A 19,884-nucleotide genomic window follows, 5' to 3' on the forward strand; every position below is an offset into this window, starting at 1 on the left:
AGCAATATGTCATGAAACAGTTTGCCATCCTGCTGGCCTGCCTGGGCGCCGCTGCCTGCAGCCACGCCACCCCCGACACCTTGTCGCAGTTGCGCGCGATGGGCCGCGATGCTGGCTGCGACAGCGACCAGCAGTGCCGGACTGTGCCGCTCGGCGCCAAATCCTGCGGCGGGCCGGAAGGCTACCTTGCCTATTCCACTGTGCGCAGCGACCCCGCCAAGGTCGCGCAGCTCGCCGAGCGCTACCGCAAGGAGCGCAGCGATGCCAATGCCCGCTCGGGCATGGCCAGCGACTGCCGCTTCATGGCCGATCCCGGCGCTGCCTGCGTGGCCGGCAAATGCCAGTTGGGCGGCGCGCTGGACCGCTGACCTCCTTTCTTCCTCCCCCGACCAAGCCGGCCAAGTGTCGGCTTTTTGTCGTGCATTCGTATGCAAAGTGTCGGAAATCTTTACACTTTTTGTAGTTAAATAAATCTTGCCAAGATAACATATTGATTCTTTTGATAATTATTTCCTTGGCATGAAATATGCTTCCTACCGGCAACTTGTGGTTAGAAAATTTTCCACAAGTAAAGTTGCTCGATAAGCAACCGTGTTGTAGTGGAGCCGGGCGGTGCGGAGCAAAAGTTCCGCCATCGCCTGTCATGATGATAATTCGCAGAGGAATCGAAGTTGAAATTTTTTAATAATCAAGCACCTCGCGCAGGAAAAGCATTCGGTCAAATGATGTTGGCGGCAACGCTGGCCATTGGCGGCCTCGCCCAGGCAGGAACCTTGAGTTTCGAGGGCAAGCCGCAATCGCCATGGGTGACGGCTGGCCAGCATGTCCAGATTGGCGACTATTGGATGGAAGCCTATGGCGGTAGCCAGCTGGGCGATCTGGTGGGGGTCTTTGTCAAAGGCAGCGAGCCGGAAACGTGCGTCTCGGCCAGCTGCCCCGTCAACAATCCCAGCCAGTATTACGCCGGCCTGGACGATGGTTATTTCTATTTCGGCCGCAATGACAATACTTCCTTCCGCCTGGATAGCCTGAACGCCAGCTTCGTGGGCGCCGGCCAGCAGAGCTTCCCGGACATGGCCGGCCAGCTGCTGCTGCAGGGCTTTGATGCCGCGGGCAAGGAACTGGGCCCGCTGGTGCGCCTGGCCCTGGCCGCGCCGGAAGATGGCCAGTTCAGCTTCCAGCATTTCAACCTGGGCAAGCTGACCGATTACTACAACTCCGTGCTGGTGTTCGGCCTGCAGTGCGACGACGTTGGCCAATGCTTCCGCGGCGCCGGCATGGCGAACTTCGCGATCGACGATATTGCGACTATCCCGGAACCGGGCAGCCTGGCGCTGTTTGGCCTTGGCATGGGCGGCCTGGCCCTGGCCAGCCGTCGCCGCCGCGTGCGCTGAACCTCCCGCTAACCTGAACCGGAAAGATTCCATGAAACTGAATTTGAAACGCCGTCCAGCCGCCCTGGCAGTGCTGGCGCTGCTGTCCAGCTTTACCCTGTCCGCCGCCGCGCAAGAAGAGCGCAAGGCCTATATCGTGCAACTGCAAGACCAGCCGGCCGCCACCTATACCGGCGGCGTCACCGGCCTGGCCGCCACCCAGCCGGCCAAGGGCGAAGTCTTCGATTACCGCTCGTCCAAGGTGCAGAACTACGTCAGCTACCTGGGCGCCAAGAAGGATGAAGTGCTGGCCAGCGTCGGCAATCCGACCGTGGTCGGCAATTATGACGTGGTGCTGAACGGCTTTGCCGTGATGCTGACCGATGCCGAAGTGCTGGCGCTCAAGGCCAATCCGGCCGTGGCCGACGTGCAGGCCGACGCCGTGCGCCGCATGGACACCGTGTCCACTACCCGCTTCCTGGGCCTGAGCACCATCAATGGCCTGTGGTCGCAATTTGCCGGCGGCAGCCAGGTCAAGGGCGAAAACCTGGTGATCGGCGTGATCGACGGCGGCATCTGGCCGGAAAACCCGGCCTTTGCCGACCGTGTCGATGCCAACGAGGTGCCGACCTTCGACCCGGCCGGCACCCTGGCCTACACCGCGCCGCCGTCGACCTTCAAGGGCGGCTGCGTGGCGGGCGAGGGCTTTGACCCGGCCCAGCATTGCAACAACAAGCTGGTGGGCGCCAAGTTCTATAACTCCGGCTTCCTGGCCACCCGCAAGCCGAAACACTGGACTGAATACTTCTCGCCGCGCGATTCGAGCTCCGGCACCGACGGCCATGCCATCGGCCACGGCGGCCACGGCGACCATACCGCGTCGACCGCAGCCGGCAACGCCAATGTGATGGCCACCATCGGCGGCGTTCCGATGGGGCTGACTTCCGGCATGGCGCCGCGCGCCCGCGTGGCCGCCTACAAGGTGTGCTGGAGCACGGCCGAAGAGGGCGCAGCCGACGGCACCAATGTCAACAACGGCTGCTACAACTCGGACTCTGTGCAAGCGATCGACGACGCCGTCAAGGATGGCGTCAACGTGATCAACTTCTCGATCGGCGGTTCGCAGACCAGCACCGGCGATGCCGTTGAACAGGCCTTCTACCGCGCCTCGCTGGCAGGCGTGTTCGTGGCTGCGTCGGCCGGCAACGCAGGCCCGGCCAATACCGTGGCCCACATCAGCCCATGGCTGACCACCGTGGGCGCATCGACCCATGACCGCAAGTTCCAGGCCGACGTCAAGCTGGGCAACGGCAGCAAGTATTTCGGCGCCTCCAACAACCTGAACAGCCTGCCCGATACGGCCCTGATCCGCGCCGAAGATGCAGGCGTGGGCGGCGGCAACGCCAGCCTGTGCTTCAGCGCCGCGCCGCCGGCCGGCCAGGTGCTGCTGGACCCGGCCAAGGTGGCCGGCAAGGTGGTGATCTGCACCCGCGGCAACAACGCGCGCGTCGACAAGAGCCTGGCCGTGCTGAACGCCGGCGGCGTCGGCATGGTGCTGAGCGACAACGGCACCGGCCTGGTGAGCGAGATCCACTCGGTGCCAACCGTGCACGTGAGCGCCGCCGACGGCAGCGCCATCAAGGCCTACGCCGTGGCGCAAGCTGCCGGCGCTACCGCGTCCCTGAGCGCCTTCTATCCTGGCACCAAGCCGGCGCCGGTCATGGCCGGCTTCTCTTCGCGCGGCCCGAACATGGGCGACGGCAATATCCTGAAGCCGGACGTCACCGCGCCGGGCGTGGACATCATTGCCAGCTACGCGGCACCGCTGAACCCTGCCGAAACGGCAGCGGTGGCAGCCGGCGCGCCGGGCCAGCAAGCCTATGCGTCGATCCAGGGCACTTCCATGGCCAGCCCGCACGTGGCCGGCCTCGGCCTGCTGCTGCGCCAGGCGCATCCGGACTGGTCGCCAGCGGCCATCAAGTCGGCGCTGATGACCACGGCATACGATACGCTGGACGACGGCCTGGCAGGCGCGCAAAACGGCAAGCTGTCATGGTCGCAGGGTGCCGGCCATGTGGCGCCGAACAAGGCCAACGATCCTGGCCTGGTGTACGACATGGGCAAGGCGGAACTGGTGGCCTACCAGTGCAAGGTGAACCGCGCACTGGTGCAGCCGGCTTCCGACTGCACCACCTACGGCACGCTGGATGAGACCTACAACCTGAACCTGGCATCGATCACGGCCGGCGCGATCCAGAACAGCGTCACCATCAGGCGCAAGGTCACCAATGTGGGCGGCGCAACGGCCACCTACAATGCCAGCGCCTCGGTGGCCGGCTTCAGCACCGTGGTGACGCCTTCCACGCTGACCCTGGCGCCTGGCGCCACCGGCAGCTTCACCGTCAAGCTGACCCGCACCACGGCGCCGGAAACCGCGTGGCAGTTCGGCAGCCTGGTATGGAGCGATGGCAACCACGTGGTGCGCAGCCCGATCCAGGCCCGCACCGCCAAGCCGGTCATTGCGCCGGCGCTGATGACTGGCGACAAGGCTGACGGCACCCGCCTGTTCACCGTGCGCACCACCTTCAGCGGCCGCATGACGGCGCTGAAGGGCGGCCTGAAAGCGGCCACCTTCGGCGACAGCGTCACGCTGGCTGCCCAAGGCCTCAGCTCGGCGGCACTGAAGACGGCCTGCGCGGCCGGCGCCGATACCGCCAACGTCAAGGTCTACAACGTCGCCATCCCGGCCGGCGCGGTAGCGGCGCGCTTCGCACTGTTCCAGAAGGATACCGGCAACGCCAGCGACGACCATGACCTGGGCATGCTGGCGCCGGATGGCAGCTGGAACTATTCCGGCCATGACGGCAGCGCCGAAGCGGTGCAGGTGGCATCGCCGGCAGCTGGCAACTACAAGGTGTGCGTGGTGGCTTACGGCGGCGAGAACCCGGCAGCGATGCAGCACAAGCTGGCATCGTGGATCGTGACCCCGGGCGACAGCGGCGGCCAGTTCACAGCGGCCCTGCCAGGCCGCGTGTACAGCGGCGCCAACGCGATCGTGGGCGTGAGCTGGGCCGGCCTGGACGAGAACCAGAGCTATGTCGGCGGCGTGCAGTTCCAGGACCTGAGCGGCACCGTGCAGGCGACCACCCTGGTCAACGTGAACACCGGCAGCGCCACCGTGCCGGCGGCGGACTCGGACCGCGCCCAGGCCAAGCTGCAGGACTGATTGCGGCTGGCTGAGTGAAAAACCGCCTGGACGCATGCCGTCCGGGCGGTTTTTTTTTTGCCATTGACTGCAAAGACACACACTATTGCGCAAAATGTTGTTGAATACTTAAACCGCATGGTAGGCTTGCGAGTTTCTTCAGCGGTCATCATAGGAGTCGTCCGGATGCAAGTAGCAAAGTTTCAAGGTCAGCGCCGCGCCACCGGCTTCACCCTGCTTGAGTTATTGGTGGTGATCGTCATCATCGGCCTGCTGGCCGCCTATGTTGGCCCAAAATATTTCTCCCAGCTGGGTAAATCCGAAGTCACGGTCGCCAAGGCGCAGATCGAAGCCTTCGACAAGGCGCTCGACACCTACCGCCTGGATGTCGGCCGCTATCCGAGCACGGAAGAAGGCCTGGCTGCGCTGCTGACGGCGCCGGCCACGGCGGGCGCCAAATGGAATGGCCCCTACCTGAAGAAGGTTGTGCCGGCCGATCCATGGGGCCGTCCTTACCAGTACAAGGCGCCGGGCGCCAAGGCTGAATACGAGATCATCTCCCTCGGCAAGGATGGCCAGCCGGGCGGCGAAGGCGAGAACGCCGACATCGGCGCCCAGTAAGAACAGCGCAGACTGGATTATGCAGTTCGACGTTCGCACCCTGTCGCCGGACATGGCTATCGGCCAGATGGTGGTCGACGGCCGCGACGAGGCCGATGCCCGCCGCCAGGTAGAAGCGCGCGGCCTGTTTGTCAGCGCCATCACGCCGCGCAGCGCCGGCCTGCGCGCCGGCAAAGCCAAGGCGCTCTCGCTGGTGCTGTTCAGCCAGGAGCTGCTGGCGCTGCTGAACGCCGGCCTGGGCGTGGTGGAGGCGCTGGAAGCCTTGCTGGAAAAGGAATCGGCGCCGGCCACGCGCGGCGTGCTGGAACGCCTGCTGGCCGGGCTGCGCGAGGGCCAGCGTTTTTCCACGGTGCTGGCGGACCAGCCGCAATTGTTCCCGCCGCTGTATGTGGGCATTGTCAAGGCGGCCGAAGGCACCAGCGACCTGCCGCGCTCGCTCGAACGTTTTATCGATTACCAGCAGCGGGTGGACCTGGTGCGCGCCAAGCTGGTGAGCGCGGCCATTTATCCGTGCATCCTGCTGCTGGTGGGCGGCGGCGTGTCGCTGTTCCTGATTGCCTATGTGGTGCCGCGCTTTGCCGAGGTCTACCAGGGCGCGGGGCGCAACCTGCCGTGGATGTCGCAAGTGATGCTGAGCTGGGGCCAGTTTGCGGCCGCGCATACGCTGCCGCTGCTGGCCGGCATTGCCGCGGCGATCGGCAGCGCGGTATTTGGCGTGCGCCAGCTGGTGCGCAGCGGCGGCATGGCGCGCCTGCTGGCCCGCCTGCCGGGCGTGGGCGAACGCGTGAAGATTTACGAGTTGTCGCGCCTGTACCTGACGCTGGGCATGCTGAGCGAAGGCGGCATCACCATCCTGAATGCGGTGGACACGGTGCAGGCCATGGTGTCGGCCAATGTGAAAGAGGGCCTGCAGGGCGCACGCGCCATGATCGAGGCGGGCTTGCCGCTGTCGTCGGCCTTCGAGGCCAACGGACTGACCACGCCGATTTCGCTGCGCATGCTGCGCGTGGGCGAGCGCACCGGTGAGATGGGGGCGATGCTGACGCAGTCGGCGGCCTTCTACGACGGCGAGATCGGGCGCTGGATCGACCGCTTCACCCGTACTTTTGAACCGCTGCTGATGGCCGGCATCGGCCTGGTGGTGGGGGCTATCGTGGTACTGCTGTATATGCCGATTTTTGACCTGGCCGGAGAAATGGCATGACCTTGCCGGTGCTTGACGCAACCCTGCTGTCGAAGGCGCGCGCGCAAAGCGCGTTGTCGAAACGCAGCCTGGTGGAGGAGCTGGAAGAATTGTCCGGCATTGAACCGCGCATGGCGGTGCGGGCGCTGGCCCAGCCTTTCGGCCTGGCCGTGCTGGAAACGGCGGACATGCTGGCTTTCGCGCCGGCCTTCGACCTGCTGCCGCTGTCGCAAGCGATGGCGCGCCACTGCGTGCTGCTGCGTTCACACGAGGGGGCGGCGGTGGGCGTGATTGCCGATCCTTTCGACCTCGATTTGCAGACCTGGCTGGCGACGCAGGCGCGCTGCTCGGCGGCGGCGCCGCTGCAATTGCGGCTGGCGCTGCAGGCCGATATCCAGGCCTACCTGTCCAAGCAGGAAGAATCGGCGCGCGCCGTCGACACCCTGGTGTCGGGCGCGGAGGGCACGCGGCGCGACGGCAAGACGGCTGCGGTGCTGTCCTTTGCCTCGGTGTCGGAGGGCGCCAGCCCGGCCGTGAGGCTGGTGAATTCAACCCTGTACGACGCGCTGAAGGCGGGCGCTTCCGACATCCACCTGGAGTCGACCGCCGGCGGCCTGGCGGTCAAATACCGCGTGGACGGGGTGCTGGACCATGCCACGGCCGTCAACGGCATCGACGTGGCGGAGCAGATCATTTCGCGCCTGAAGGTGCTGGCCGAACTGGACATCGCGGAGCGGCGCGTGCCGCAGGACGGCAGCTTCCGCGTCGAATCGATGGGACGCGAGATCGACTTGCGGGTATCGATCATGCCTTCCATCCATGGCGAAGACGCAGTGATCCGTATCCTGGACAAGCGCGCCATGATCGAATCCTATGGCTCGCTGACGCTGGAAGCGCTGGGCTTCGACGAGTCCTCCCTGTCGACCTTGCGTGCGCTGGCGCAGGAGGCATACGGCATGCTGCTGGTGACCGGGCCGACCGGTTCCGGCAAGACCACCACGCTGTATGCGGCGCTGACCGAGATCCACAATGGCCGCGAAAAGATCATCACCATCGAAGACCCGGTGGAATACCAGCTGCCGGGCATCCTGCAGATCCCGGTCAACGAAAAGAAGGGCCTGACCTTTGCCAAGGGCCTGCGCTCGATCCTGCGCCACGATCCGGACAAGATCATGGTGGGCGAGATCCGCGACCGCGAAACGGCGGAAATCGCCGTGCAATCGGCGCTGACCGGCCACCTGGTGCTGACCACCGTCCACGCCAACAACGTATTTGATGTGTTCGGTCGCTTTACCCACATGGGCATCGATCCCTACGCATTCGTGTCGGCCCTGAACGGCATCTGGGCGCAGCGCCTGGTGCGCATCAACTGCCCGCATTGCGCGGTCGAAGTGACGCCGTCCGACGAGGAACTGGCCAGCGTGGGGCTGGCGCGCGCCGACGTCTACGAATACAGCTTCAAGGAAGGCAAGGGCTGCGGCGATTGCCGCGGCACCGGCTACAAGGGGCGCCGTTCGATCGCCGAGATCCTGACCCTGAACGATGAAATCCGCGAACTGATCGTGGAAAAACGGCCGATCCGCCAGATCAAGGCGGCCGCCTATGCCAACGGTACGCGCAGCCTGCGCCACGCGGCGCTGGAAGTAGTGCGGCGCGGCGATACGACCCTGGCAGAAATCAAGCGGGTGACCTTGCATGCTTAAGAATTTCACGCAATCGCTGCGCATCGACGTCACGCCGCAAGCCTTGCGCCTGCTGCGCGTGCGGCGCTGGAGCCCGGCCGCGCCGGAACTGCTGGCCGGTCAAGGCCTGGCCGCCGGAACCGCAGGGCCGGCCGGCGTGGCAGAAGCCTTGCCTGGCGCGCTGGCCGCGCTGCTGGCGGGGCAGGACGCCGCCGGCATGTGCGCCAGCTTTGTCCTGTCCGATGAACTCGTGCGGCTGTGGCAGGTAACCCCGCCGGTGCAGGCCGCCCGCCTGGCCGACCTGGAGGGCGCCGCCGCGCTGCGGTTTTACACGCTGTACGGTGAAACCCCTGCCGCCTGGCACGTCAGCGCGGACTGGAACGCTGCCGCCCCCTTCATGGCCGCTGCGGTTCCGCGCTTGCTGAAGGCCGCCATTGAAAACGCCGCTGCGCAGCATGGCCTGGCCGTCATTGCCATCGTTCCGCATTTCGTGGCGGCCTGGAACCGCCATGCCGGCGCCTTGAAGAACGACGCCTGGTTCGGCGTGGCACAAGACAATGTGCTGGCCTTGGCGGCCTGCGAAGACGGCAAGTTGCGCGCCGTGCGCCACGTCGCGATTCCGCATGGCGCCGATCATTACTGGCTGACGCAAGCGGCGCAGCGCGAGGCGCTGCTGCTTGGCCTTCAGCCGCCGGCGCTGATCCAGTTGAGCGGCGACATCCCGCCGGCGCTGGCAAAGCCGGCCGGCAGCGACAAGCATATCGCCACCGCCGCGCTGGGAGTGGCAGCATGAGGCCGATGCAGATCGATTTCGCCGCTGCGAGCTGGCGCGGCACGCTGTATCGCGTGCATCCGGCCTTCCTGGCTGCCGGCGCGCTGGGCGCCGCATTGCTTCTGGCCGGCGCCGCCTTCGGAATGCAGGCCGCAAAACAGCAAGCGCTGCGCGAAGAAAGCCTGCACGCCCAGCAGCGCAAGCAAGCCGCCGCCGTGCGTGCGCCGGAGCGCAAGCCGGAAACCGTGATTCCGGAAGCGCAGGCCGTGGCCGTCAACGCCGCCATCCTGCAATTGAACCTGCCATGGCGCGACCTGCAGGACGCCGTTGCAGCCGCCAATACGCCGGCCGTGGCCTTGCTGGCGCTGGACCCCGACCCGCGCAAGCAAACGCTGAAAATCACGGCCGAGGCCAAGAACAGCGACGACATGGTTGGCTACATCGAACAATTGAAGCAGCAGGAATTCTTCGCCGGCGCGGCGCTCTTGCGCCATGAAATCAACGACCAGGACCCGAACCGCCCGCTGCGGTTCCAGGTGGAAGTGCAATGGAGGGCGCGATGAACCTTGCCGCCCTGTTGCTGCGCCTGCGCCTGGTGGCGATGCGCCTTGGCGTTGCCGGCTGCGTTGCGCTGGCGCTGCTGCTGGCGGGGGCTTGTGCGCTGGCATGGTCGCTCAAGGCGCGCCAGCAGGCAGCCGAGCCTTTGCCGCCGGCGCCGCCGGTGCTGGTGCAAGCGGCGCCGCCGCCAACTGCCAACGAGAACCTGGCCCATTTCTATGCCACGCTGGGCGAAAAGCGCCTGGCGGAGCAGCAGGTCAAGCAACTGTTCGACATCGCTGCCAAGACCGGGCTGGCGCTGGAGCAGGGCGATTACAAATTCAGCGTAGACAAGGCCAGTGGCGTGTCCGCCTACCAGGTGACGCTGCCGCTGAAAGGCGCCTACCAGAATATCTGGCAGTTCAGCATGCAGGCGCTGTCGGCGATCCCGTTCGCGGCGCTGGACGACATCGCCTTCCGCCGCGAAACCATCAGCGAACCGGTGGTCGAGGCGCGGATGCGCTTTACGCTGTACCTGAAGGAGAAACCATGAAGCCTCGCCACATGCTGATGGGCGTGGCGCTGGCGGGGGCTGCCGCGCTTGTGCTGTTCGGCGACAAGGCGCCCAGCGACACGGTGGCGGAAGCGGTCGAACGCAAGCCTGCGCGCGCCCCGGCAACCAGCGTGGCGCCCGCCACCAAGGCGGACAGTGCGGCCAAGGGGGCGCTGGGCGAAGCATCGATCCTGCGCCTGGTGCCGCGCGAAGAATTGATTGGCGAAGTTGGCGAAGGTTCCTTCAAGAGCAAGGACGGGGTGTTCGGCGGCCAGAACTGGAATCCGCCACCGCCGCCGCCAACGGCAGCTGAACTGAAGCCGCCGCCCCCGCCGCCGCCCACCGCGCCGCCGCTGCCGTTCCAGTTCCTGGGCAAGGCGGCCGCCGACGGCCAGTGGGAAGTCTACCTGGGCCGCGGCGAACAAACCTTTGTTGTGAAAAAAGGCATGCAGATTGACGGCACTTACCGCGTGGATGCCATTGCACCGCCAACCCTGACGATGACCTACCTGCCCATGAACCAGGTGCAGCAGTTAAATATTGGAGTGATTGAGTGAAGCCAAGTCTGAGAACGCTGTCGCTGTCCGTGCTGGTCCTGGCACTGTCCGGCTGCGCGGCCGAAATGGCCTACCGCGACGGCCGCAACCTGGTCGAAAAGGACCAGGTGGAAGCGGGGCTGCTGAAATACCAGGAAGCGATGCGGAGGGAACCGGACAACGCGATCTACCGCTCCGCCTACCTTGACACCCGCGACCGGGCCAGCGCGCGCCTGCTGGTGCAGGCAGACCAGTTCGTGAACGAGGGCAAATACGTCCCGGCTGCACAAAATTTCCAGCGCGTGCTGTCGATGGACCCGCAGAACGAGCGCGCGCGCGCCGGCTTGCGTTCGCTGGAAATGGCCGATCGCCATGATAAGCTGCTGGCGCAGGCCGGCGCGTCCCTCGAGCAGAAGGAATTCGAAGCGGCGAAGAACCGCATCGGCACCATCCTGGCCGAGAAGCCTGACCATGCGCGCGCCCGCGCCATGATGCGCGAGATCAATGAGCAGATGCCGCAGCCGCCGGCTGAAAGCGGCCTGTCCAAGGCCTACAAGACGCCGATCACGATCGAATTCCGCGAGGCGCCGCTGAAGCAGGTGTTCGACATCATTTCGCGCCGCTCGGGACTGAACTTCATTTTCGACAAGGACGTCAAGAGCGACGCCCGCACCACCATCATGCTGAAGAACAGCACGGTGGAATCGGCGATCTACTTCCTGCTGATGACGAACCAGTTGGAACAGCAGGTGATGGATGCCAACACCATCCTGATCTACCCGAACACGGCGGCCAAGCTGAAGGAGTACCAGGAAACGGTGGTGCGTACCTTCTACCTGTCGAACGCGGAAGCCAAGACTGTCGCCAACACGCTGAAAACCATTCTCAAGTCGCGCGACGTGGTGGCCGACGAAAAGCTCAACCTGGTGATCCTGCGCGACAGCGCCGACGCGGTGAAGCTGGCCGAGAAAATCATCGCCACGCAAGACCAGGCCGAGCCCGAAGTGATGCTGGACGTGGAGATCCTGGAGGTCAAGCGCAGCCGCCTGCTGAAGCTGGGCGTGGATTGGCCGAACACGGTAGGGCTGTCGGTGCTGAACAGCGCTGGCGCCGGCGACAAGCTGAGATTGCGCGACCTCGATTCCATCAACCGCGATACCATCGGCGTGTCCGCGCTCGGCACGACCGTCAATATCAAGAAGACCGACGGCGACACCAACCTGCTGGCCAGCCCGCGCATCCGCGTGCGCAACAAGGAAAAAGCCAAGGTCGTGATCGGCGAAAAGGTGCCGGTGATTACCACCACCATTTCGCCGGGCACGGGCGGCTTCGCCTCGGAGTCGGTGAGCTATGTCGACGTCGGGCTGACCCTCAATGCGGAGCCGATCATCTACCTGAACAACGAAGTGGGCATCCGCATTGCGCTGGAGGTGTCGAACCTGATCGACCGGGTGACCACCGCCACCGGCACCACCGCCTACCAGATCGGCACGCGCCAGGCCTCCACTTTCCTGCAACTGAAGGATGGCGAGAACCAGGTGCTGGCGGGCCTGATCAACAGCGAAGAGCGCAGCACGGGCAACCGCGTGCCGGGCCTGGGCGACCTGCCGATCCTGGGCCGCCTGTTCGGCACCCAGACCGACGACAACCAGAAAACCGAAATCGTGCTGTCGATTACGCCGCACCTGGTGCGCAACCTGCAGCGCCCGGAAATCTCGGCCGCGGAATTCTCGGCCGGCACCGAAGCGAACTTCCGCCGCAAGCCTGATGTCGCGCCGCGCCAGGCCGTGGTGTTGCCGGGTGCACGCCCGGCCGGAGCCGCTCCGGCACAGGAGGCGGCACCGGCAGCCGTGCCGACCGCCGTGCCGACCCCTGGCGCCGCACCAGCAGCCCCGGCCGACCTGTCCGCGCCGCAGAAGCTGCCTTTGTCGAACACTCAGCCCGGCCCCGCGTCTAGCGTGACCAAGCCGCTGCCGCCGCCGGCGCCCGCGCCGGCCAACACCGTGCAGCCGCCTGCCAGCACGGAGCGTAAAGAGTAAGCATGCGCGCGCGCGGATTCACCCTGATCGAACTGCTGGTGACGCTGGCCATCCTTGGCCTGCTCGCCGCGCTGGCGATCCCGGTCGGCCAGACCGTGGTCCAGCGCCGCAACGAGCAGGAGCTGCGCAGCGCGCTGCACGTGATCCGCAAGGCGCTGGACGATTACAAGACCGCCTACGATGAAGGACGCATTGCCAAGTCCATCACCGGCAACGGTTACCCGCGCACGCTGGAGGTGCTGGTGGAAGGCGTGGTCGACGTGCGCAGCCCGAAGCGCGCCAAGATCTTCTTTCTGCGGCGCATTCCGCGCGACCCTTTCAACGCGGACTCGAACGCCAGCAATGGCCAGAGCTGGGCCAAGCGCAGCTACGCCAGCGATGCCGACGATCCGCGCGAAGGCGAGGATGTTTTTGACGTGTATTCGACTTCGGAGCAGGTGGGCCTGAACGGCGTGCCTTACAAGAAATGGTGAACAAGAAGGGCTTCACGCTGATTGAACTGCTGGTGGTGCTGGGCATCATCGCCTTGCTGCTGACGCTCGCCGTGCCGCGCTACTTCCCGAGCGTGGACAAGACCAAGGAAACCATCCTGGCCGACAACTTGCGCAGCACGCGCGCCATCATCGACCAGTACTACGGCGATACCGGCCGCTTCCCGGACAGCCTGGAACAGCTGGTGGAAAAAAAATACCTGCGCGCGGTGCCGATCGACCCGATCACGGAGAAAAGCGACAGCTGGACCATCGTGCCGCCGGACGACGTCGGCAAAGGCGGCGTGGCAGACATCAAGAGCGGAGCGCCCGGCAATGACCGCAGCGGCAAGCCTTATTCGGAATGGTAGGCAGCACGGGTTCACCTACGTCAGCGTAGTGATCCTGGTGGCGATAATCGGCCTGGTTGGCGCCATGTCGCTGCGGCTTGGCACGACCATGCAGCGGGCGGCGGCCGAGCAGGCCCTGCTCGATATCGGCATGGAGTACAGCAATGCGCTGGCCAGCTATGCCGCCGCCACGCCACAGGGGCAGCCCAACTATCCGAAGTCTTTTGCCGAACTCCTGAAGGATCCGCGCTTCCCGCAGTTGCGCCGCCATTTGCGCCGCGTGTATGTCGACCCGATGACAGGCAAGGCTGAATGGGGGCTGGTGAAGGCCACCGAAAACGGCGGCATCCTGGCCATCTACAGCCTGTCCAAGGCCACGCCGATCAAGATCGGCAATTTCCCGCCGCGCTTCGTCGCATTTGAAGGCAAGACCAGCCTGGCGGACTGGAAATTCAGCGGCGAAGGCGTGCAGGTCGCGGGAGCCAAGGGTGGGGACGGACAGCAGCCCGCCCAGCAGCCGGGCCAGCCGGCCAAGCCTGGATCGGGCATGCAGCCAGGCAGCCCGCTGACCGGCATGGACGGCACCCAGCCGGGTGGCTTGAATGGCACGCCGCCCGGCAGCAAGACCGGCACGCCGCAAGAGCCGCCAAGGCCGGCCGAGCCGCCAGAGCCGCCACAGGAGCCGCAGGAACCACCGCAAGAACCGGCACAGGAACCGCAGGAAGCGCCGCAAGAGCCGCCGCCAGGACAGTCCGGCGAGCAGCCGCGCGAGGAGCCGCCAGCACCGCCGCCGCGGCGCTGAGGCTGCGCCGCCTTATTTGGCGCGGCGCTTGAAGTCGCGCAGGCGGAAACCGAGAGCGAACAAGGTGCCGAAGTACACCACCACGCAAGCGCCGATCACCAGGAACAGCGCACCTGCGCGCAGGAACGCATGGTGGCGCATGGCCAGCCAGTCAAACTGCTGCGCACCGAACCAGCCGGCAAGGCCCATCAGGACGACAGCCAGCAGCAGGCGGGCCAGGAACTTCGGCCAACCCGGTTGCGGCGCGTAGATGCCCTTTGCGCGCAGGCCGCGGTACAGCAGGGCAGCGTTCAGCAGTGCCGCCACGCTGATCGACAGCGCCAGGCCGGCCACCTTGAACTGCCAGACGAAAGCCAGGTTCATCACCTGTGTCGCGAGCAGGGTGATGATGCCGATGCGTACCGGCGTGCGCACGTCCTGGCGCGCGTAGAAGGCCGGCGTCAGCGACTTGACCAGGATGATGCCGAGCAGGCCGACCGCATAGGCCAGCAAAGGCTGGGCCGACATCACGGCAGCGAAGTCGGTGAATTTGCCGTTGTGGAACAGGGTCGCCATCAGGGGCAGGGCCAGCACGGCGATGCCTACAGCCGCCGGCATGGCAAGCAGGAAGGTCAGGCGCAGGCCCCAGTCCAGCAGGGCCGAATATTCCGCGTGGTCCTGTTCCTGGCTGGCCTTGGACAAGCTTGGCAGCAGGATGGTGCCGAGCGCCACGCCGAGCAGGGCGTTGGGAAACTCCATCAGGCGGTCGGCGGCGGTCAGCCAGGAAACGCTGCCTTCCTGCATCCAGGACGCATAGGTGGTGTTGATCATCAGGCTGATTTGCGCCACCGAGACGGCAAACAGGGCTGGCACCATATTCTTCAGCATGCGGCGCACGCCCGGATCGGCCAGGCCGGCGCGCGGATTCCACGACAGGCGTGGCAGCATGCCGATCTTCACCAGCGAAGGCACCTGGATCGCAACCTGCAGGATGCCGCCGACCATGACGGCAATCGCCATCGCGTAGACCGGCTGCTTCAGGTGCGGCGCCAGGAACAGCGCGGCGCTGATGAAGGAAATGTTCAGCAGCACCGGAGTGAAGGCCGGGATCTTGAACTGGCGCCAGGTATTCAGCACGCCGCTGGACAGCGCGACGAAGGACATGCAGGCGATATAAGGGAACATCAGGCGCGTCATCCAGACGGCGGCGTCGAAGGATGCCGGATCCTTGCTCAGGCCCGAACCAATCAGGTAGATGAACAGCGGGGCGCCTATAATACCGACTGCGCTGGTGAGCAGCGTGGCCCAGACCAGCACGGTCGCCACATGGTCAACCAGGGAGCGGGTCGCTTCTTCGCCCTGTTTGTTTTTGTATTCTGCCAACATTGGCACAAATGCCTGCGAAAACGCGCCTTCGGCAAACAGGCGGCGCAGCAGGTTGGGAATGCGGAAGGCAATGTAGAAGGCGTCGGTCATGCCGCCCGCGCCGAAAGCGCGGAAGAACAGGACTTCACGAAGCAGTCCCGTAATGCGGGACAACATTGTCATGCTTGAAATAGCGGCGAGGGTCTTGAGCAAGTTCATGGGCGCTGATTATAGCGAAAGCGGCAACGCCCCGATATTTAGAATTGCCCTGGCAGCAAAACCCCGTTATAATTTAAGGCTGTACAGAATTCAGTAAGGCAGGCAGCGACGTTCAGCCGGCTCTGAAAACACCGCACCGGTTTGGCAAACGCTATTGTTTGCAAACGAACTTTGACAACGAATTAGGATTCTCAAATGGCAAATACCGCACAAGCGCGCAAACGCGCTCGTCAAGCAGTCAAGCAAAACGCTCACAACTCCGCTCAGCGTTCGACCCTGCGTACCGCTATCAAGGCTGTTCGCAAGGCAATCCAGGCTGGCGACAAAGCTGCTGCTACCACCATCTTCCAGGCTTCCGTGTCGACCATCGACTCGATCGCTGACAAGAAAATCATCCACAAGAACAAGGCTGCTCGTCACAAGAGCCGTCTGGCAGCTGCCCTGAAGGCACTGTCCGCCTAAGTTCGTGTGCTGGCGGCATTAGCCGCCAAACAGGTGTACCGGAATAACCCGCATGGCATTGCGCCATAGCGGGTTTTTCGCTTTGTGCTTACTTCATCGAAGCAGCTGCGGAAGCAGCGGAAGCGGCCGATGCGGCAGCGGAGGCTGCGGCAGAAGCGGCTTTCCTGGCTTTCTTGGCCGATTTCTTGGCGGAGGCAGCATCCGAGGCGGCGGCGGAAGCGGCCGATGCGGCGGAAGCCATTGGCGCGGCGGAAGCCATCGAGGCGGCGGAGGCTGCGGCCGAAGCGGAAGCCGAACCTTTCATGTGATGGTCGGCAGCGAAGGCGGAGAGGGAAAGCAGGGAGGCAAGCAGCGCGACAGTAGTCTTAGACATGACGAACTCCTTTTATAGTGGGTGCAGGTTCAGGTGAACCTGATTCATCAACGCTGCTGCAAGTTGCCTGGTTGACTTATTAGCGCGTGCTGAGGTCGTCTGGCGACACTTCGGCCCACTCGCCTGGCAGCAGCGGGTGGCTGGCCAGTGAGATGCCGCCGATGGCCGAGCGCACCAGGCGCAGGGTGGGGTGGCCGATGGCGGCCGTCATGCGGCGCACCTGCCGGTTCTTGCCTTCCTGCAGGGTGATCGCTAGCCAGGAGGTTGGCTGGCCGGCACGCTGCCGGATCGGCGGATTGCGCGGCCACAGCCAGACTGGTTCAGCAATGCGCACCGCCTTGCAGGGCAAGGTGGTGAAGTCGCCCAGGTCGAGCGGCGCCTGCAGGCGCGCCATGGCGCCGGCATCCGGCACGCCCTCCACCTGCACCAGGTAAGTCTTGGCCTCCTTACGGTCGGGGTGGGCGATCTTGTGCTGCAGCTTGCCGTCGTCGGTCATCAGCATCAGGCCTTCGCTGTCGTAGTCGAGGCGACCAGCGGGATAGACGTTCGGGATCGTGATGTAGTCGGCCAGCGTTTCCTTATCTCCAGAGGGGGAAAACTGGCACAATACCTGGAAAGGTTTATTAAAAAGTATCAGAGGCATAGGTAGCTAGTATAGCGCCCAGTAAAATACTGGTGCATAATGTGGAACGCTAGTGTCTTATGTCTTATAGAAGACTGCCAAAACCCTTCTTCGGAGAACACGATGTACCAACATATCAAAGTACCTGCCGGCGGCCAGAAAATCACCGTTAACGCCGACTTTTCCCTGAACGTGCCTGACACCCCGATCATTCCTTACCTGGAAGGCGACGGCACCGGCGTGGACATCACCCCGGTGATGATCAAGGTGGTGGATGCTGCGGTTGCCAAGTCCTACGGCGGCAAGCGCAAGATCAGCTGGATGGAGATCTTCGCCGGCGAGAAGTCGACCAAGGTCTACGGCCCGGACGTGTGGCTGCCGGAAGAGACCCTGAAGGTACTGAAGGATTATGTGGTGTCGATCAAGGGCCCGCTGACGACCCCTGTCGGTGGCGGCATCCGTTCCTTGAACGTGGCACTGCGCCAGGAACTGGACCTGTACGTCTGCCTGCGCCCGGTGCGCTACTTCAAGGGCGTGCCTTCGCCAGTGCGCGAGCCTGAGAAAACCGATATGGTGATCTTCCGCGAAAACTCGGAAGACATCTACGCCGGCATTGAGTGGCAGGAAGGCTCGGAAGGCGCCAAGAAGCTGATCGAGTTCCTGACCAAGGAAATGGGCGTCAAGAAGATCCGCTTCCCGGGCACCTCCGGCATCGGCGTCAAGCCGGTTTCGCGCGAAGGCACCGAGCGCCTGGTGCGCAAGGCGATTCAGTACGCGATCGACAACGACAAGCCATCGGTGACCATCGTCCACAAGGGCAACATCATGAAGTACACCGAAGGTGGCTTCCGTGACTGGGCCTACGAACTGGCGCAGAAGGAATTCGGCGCCGAGCTGATCGACGGCGGCCCATGGTGCAAGTTCAAGAATCCGAAGACCGGCCGCGAGATCACCGTCAAGGATTCGATCGCCGACGCGTTCCTGCAGCAGATCCTGCTGCGTCCGGCGGAGTACTCGGTGATCGCCACCCTGAACCTGAACGGTGACTACATTTCCGACGCGCTGGCGGCACAGGTAGGCGGTATCGGCATTGCGCCGGGCGCCAACCTGTCCGACTCCGTGGCCATGTTCGAAGCGACCCACGGCACCGCGCCTAAGTACGCGGGCAAGGATTATGTGAACCCTGGCTCCCTGATCCTGTCGGCTGAAATGATGCTGCGCCATATGGGCTGGACCGAGGCGGCGGACCTGATCATCGCCTCGATGGAGAAGGCGATCACCTCCAAGAAAGTTACCTACGACTTCGCCCGCCTGATGGAAGGCGCGACCCAGGTGTCGTGCTCCGGCTTCGGTGACGTCATGATCGAGCAGATGTAAGCCAAGCTCGTTTCCATGCAAACCCCGCCATCCGCAAGGAGGCGGGGTTTTTTGTTGTGCGCCTGACGCGGCTCAACATGGCGGCGTGTGAAGCGGCAGAGAATAAACCGCTTACGCTCACTCGAGGAGGCTGCCATGCCGCAGAGCTTGCTTGACGATGAATCGTCCCCGTCCGAAGATGATGATGACGCGCGACTTCACCGGCTGGAGAAACAGGTGGATACCCTTAATTGCGAACTGGCCTTATTACGTCAGCACATGGACAGTGGCTTTGCCCTGGTGCGGTCCGATATGGCGGCGCGCTTTGCCGAAGCCGACCTCAAGAGCTCCGAGCGCTTTGCCGAGGCGGAATGCAAGAATATGGAGCGCTTTGCCGAGGCCGAACGCAAGAATATGGAGCGCTTTGCTGAGGCCGAACGCAAGAATACGGAGCGCTTTGCCGAGGCCGACCGCAAGAATACGGAGCGCTTTGCCGAAGCCGAACGGAAGAATCTCGAGCGCTTTGCCGAAGCCGATCGGAAGAATCTCGTGCACTTTGCCGAAGCCGAACGGAAGAATCTCGTGCACTTTGCCGAAGCCGAGCGCACGACCTGCGAGCGCTTTACCGAGGCGCGCCGAGAGTCGGAACAGCGTTTCATTCGGCAGGATGACAATATGAAGGCGCTAATAGGCCAGTTGCAAACGCAGATGCTTGAAATGGACAAGCGTCATGATGCACACATGGTCGAGATGAGACGTCGGCACGATACGTTCAGCCGCTGGATGGTAGGTCTGACGCTCGGCGTCGTTGTGTTGGTGGCGGATCTGGCCAGCCGCATGTTTTAGCGAATTGCGCGAGCGTGACAAAAGTGCAGGCAATCGAGTGCGCTGCCGGCGACTTCTGCCTGGATAGGGGAGGGGCCGGCAAAGATGAAGCCGGCCCGCTGCAGGACGCGGGCGGAGGCAGCGTTGGCGATAGTAACGTGGGCGTCGAGGCCACGTAGCTGCCAGTGGCCGTAAGCCAGTTCCATCAAGTGTGCCAGCGCGGCGCCGGCAAGCCCCCGGCCGCAGGCATAAGAGGCGATCCGGTAGCCGACTTCGGCGCGCAATGAGACCTGGTCGATACCTTTCAAGTTGCAACGGCCTATAATCTCCCCGTCTTCAACCAGCAGGCAGGGATGCATGGTGCCGCTCGCATGGCGCGCCAGGTAGTCTTCGATATGCGCAGCCACGCCGATAAGATTGTAAAAGTCTGGCGCACGGGCATCGACCTGGGATTCGAACCAGTCGCGGTTGGCGAGCTCGAATTCCAGCAGCGCGGACGCATCGGCTGTTGTCAAAGTGCGGATTTGCATGACGAAATCGGCATAGTGCAGGTATGGTGG

The 19,884-nt window shown here is 64.1% G+C and carries 21 protein-coding genes; 17 read left to right on the top strand and 4 right to left on the bottom strand.

The features are described 5' to 3' along the window. Nucleotides 1-11 precede the first annotated feature (11 nt). The 14 genes from ACN9M3_RS10585 to ACN9M3_RS10650 all read left to right on the top strand — a co-directional run bounded on the left by ACN9M3_RS10585 (nt 12) and on the right by ACN9M3_RS10650 (nt 14,123). Nucleotides 12-368, top strand: coding sequence for a hypothetical protein (locus tag ACN9M3_RS10585; protein ID WP_426170578.1), 357 nt, complete (start codon nt 12-14; stop codon nt 366-368). Between the two features lie 354 nt (nt 369-722). Continuing rightward, entirely contained in the window at nt 723-1,394 is a 672-nt protein-coding gene (locus tag ACN9M3_RS10590; protein WP_426170579.1) for an NF038120 family PEP-CTERM protein, read from the top strand. Between the two features lie 31 nt (nt 1,395-1,425). Next, nucleotides 1,426-4,599 carry a S8 family serine peptidase gene (locus ACN9M3_RS10595; protein WP_426322339.1) on the top strand — a complete coding sequence of 1,058 codons (3,174 nt, stop codon included), beginning with the start codon at nt 1,426-1,428 and terminating at the stop codon, nt 4,597-4,599. A 165-nt stretch (nt 4,600-4,764) separates the two neighbouring features. After that, complete coding sequence (gspG, locus tag ACN9M3_RS10600) at nt 4,765-5,199, top strand: type II secretion system major pseudopilin GspG (RefSeq protein WP_426322341.1); 435 nt, start codon at nt 4,765-4,767, stop codon at nt 5,197-5,199. 19 nt (nt 5,200-5,218) lie between these two features. Continuing rightward, nucleotides 5,219-6,403 carry a type II secretion system F family protein gene (locus ACN9M3_RS10605; protein ID WP_426170585.1) on the top strand — a complete coding sequence of 395 codons (1,185 nt, stop codon included), beginning with the start codon at nt 5,219-5,221 and terminating at the stop codon, nt 6,401-6,403. Further along, nucleotides 6,400-8,085 carry a GspE/PulE family protein gene (locus ACN9M3_RS10610; RefSeq protein WP_426322343.1) on the top strand — a complete coding sequence of 562 codons (1,686 nt, stop codon included), beginning with the start codon at nt 6,400-6,402 and terminating at the stop codon, nt 8,083-8,085. The genes ACN9M3_RS10605 and ACN9M3_RS10610 overlap by 4 nt, the downstream gene beginning before the upstream one ends. After that, a complete protein-coding gene (locus tag ACN9M3_RS10615) occupies nt 8,078-8,857 on the top strand; it encodes a hypothetical protein (protein ID WP_426322345.1) in 780 nt (259 codons plus the stop codon). Before ACN9M3_RS10610 ends, ACN9M3_RS10615 begins: the two co-directional genes overlap by 8 nt. Next, complete coding sequence (locus tag ACN9M3_RS10620) at nt 8,854-9,399, top strand: hypothetical protein (protein WP_426170588.1); 546 nt, start codon at nt 8,854-8,856, stop codon at nt 9,397-9,399. The genes ACN9M3_RS10615 and ACN9M3_RS10620 overlap by 4 nt, the downstream gene beginning before the upstream one ends. Continuing rightward, nucleotides 9,396-9,926: a hypothetical protein gene (locus ACN9M3_RS10625; protein ID WP_426170589.1), complete on the top strand. Its 531-nt coding sequence runs from the start codon at nt 9,396-9,398 to the stop codon at nt 9,924-9,926. The genes ACN9M3_RS10620 and ACN9M3_RS10625 overlap by 4 nt, the downstream gene beginning before the upstream one ends. Next, a complete protein-coding gene (locus tag ACN9M3_RS10630; protein WP_426170591.1) occupies nt 9,923-10,483 on the top strand; it encodes a hypothetical protein in 561 nt (186 codons plus the stop codon). Before ACN9M3_RS10625 ends, ACN9M3_RS10630 begins: the two co-directional genes overlap by 4 nt. After that, entirely contained in the window at nt 10,480-12,501 is a 2,022-nt protein-coding gene (locus ACN9M3_RS10635; RefSeq protein ID WP_426170593.1) for a secretin N-terminal domain-containing protein, read from the top strand. Before ACN9M3_RS10630 ends, ACN9M3_RS10635 begins: the two co-directional genes overlap by 4 nt. Nucleotides 12,502-12,503: 2 nt before the next feature. Continuing rightward, on the top strand, nt 12,504-12,974 hold the full coding sequence (locus ACN9M3_RS10640; protein ID WP_426322348.1) for a prepilin-type N-terminal cleavage/methylation domain-containing protein: 471 nt from the start codon (nt 12,504-12,506) through the stop codon (nt 12,972-12,974). Then, a complete protein-coding gene (locus ACN9M3_RS10645) occupies nt 12,968-13,342 on the top strand; it encodes a type II secretion system protein (protein ID WP_130314880.1) in 375 nt (124 codons plus the stop codon). Before ACN9M3_RS10640 ends, ACN9M3_RS10645 begins: the two co-directional genes overlap by 7 nt. After that, entirely contained in the window at nt 13,308-14,123 is an 816-nt protein-coding gene (locus ACN9M3_RS10650; protein WP_426322350.1) for a type II secretion system protein, read from the top strand. Before ACN9M3_RS10645 ends, ACN9M3_RS10650 begins: the two co-directional genes overlap by 35 nt. Before the next feature lie 12 nt (nt 14,124-14,135). Here ACN9M3_RS10650 and murJ read toward each other — a convergent pair whose 3' ends face one another. Beyond that, nucleotides 14,136-15,686 carry a murein biosynthesis integral membrane protein MurJ gene (murJ, locus tag ACN9M3_RS10655; RefSeq protein WP_426170598.1) on the bottom strand — a complete coding sequence of 517 codons (1,551 nt, stop codon included), beginning with the start codon at nt 15,684-15,686 and terminating at the stop codon, nt 14,136-14,138. Nucleotides 15,687-15,881: 195 nt separating this feature from the next. On the opposite strand from murJ, the gene rpsT reads away from it, so the two are divergent. Further along, entirely contained in the window at nt 15,882-16,148 is a 267-nt protein-coding gene (gene rpsT / locus ACN9M3_RS10660; RefSeq protein ID WP_055937377.1) for a 30S ribosomal protein S20, read from the top strand. A gap of 88 nt (nt 16,149-16,236) precedes the next feature. On the opposite strand, the gene ACN9M3_RS10665 is transcribed toward rpsT, so the two are convergent. Together ACN9M3_RS10665 and ACN9M3_RS10670 are read right to left on the bottom strand one after the other, a co-directional pair. Further along, nucleotides 16,237-16,521 (bottom strand): hypothetical protein, encoded by a 285-nt coding sequence (locus ACN9M3_RS10665; RefSeq protein ID WP_426322353.1) that lies wholly within the window; start codon nt 16,519-16,521, stop codon nt 16,237-16,239. A gap of 79 nt (nt 16,522-16,600) precedes the next feature. Further along, a complete protein-coding gene (locus tag ACN9M3_RS10670) occupies nt 16,601-17,164 on the bottom strand; it encodes a pseudouridine synthase (RefSeq protein WP_426322355.1) in 564 nt (187 codons plus the stop codon). A gap of 102 nt (nt 17,165-17,266) precedes the next feature. Between ACN9M3_RS10670 and icd the strand changes: the two genes are divergently transcribed. Further along, entirely contained in the window at nt 17,267-18,520 is a 1,254-nt protein-coding gene (gene icd / locus ACN9M3_RS10675) for an NADP-dependent isocitrate dehydrogenase (RefSeq protein WP_426322357.1), read from the top strand. A gap of 135 nt (nt 18,521-18,655) precedes the next feature. Continuing rightward, on the top strand, nt 18,656-19,345 hold the full coding sequence (locus ACN9M3_RS10680) for a hypothetical protein (RefSeq protein ID WP_426322359.1): 690 nt from the start codon (nt 18,656-18,658) through the stop codon (nt 19,343-19,345). On the opposite strand, the gene ACN9M3_RS10685 is transcribed toward ACN9M3_RS10680, so the two are convergent. Next, complete coding sequence (locus tag ACN9M3_RS10685) at nt 19,342-19,854, bottom strand: GNAT family N-acetyltransferase (protein WP_426322361.1); 513 nt, start codon at nt 19,852-19,854, stop codon at nt 19,342-19,344. The genes ACN9M3_RS10680 and ACN9M3_RS10685 overlap by 4 nt on opposite strands. Between the last annotated feature and the right edge of the window lie 30 nt (nt 19,855-19,884).

The organism is Pseudoduganella sp. R-43, assembly GCF_049913255.1.
Classification (GTDB): domain Bacteria; phylum Pseudomonadota; class Gammaproteobacteria; order Burkholderiales; family Burkholderiaceae_D; genus Rugamonas.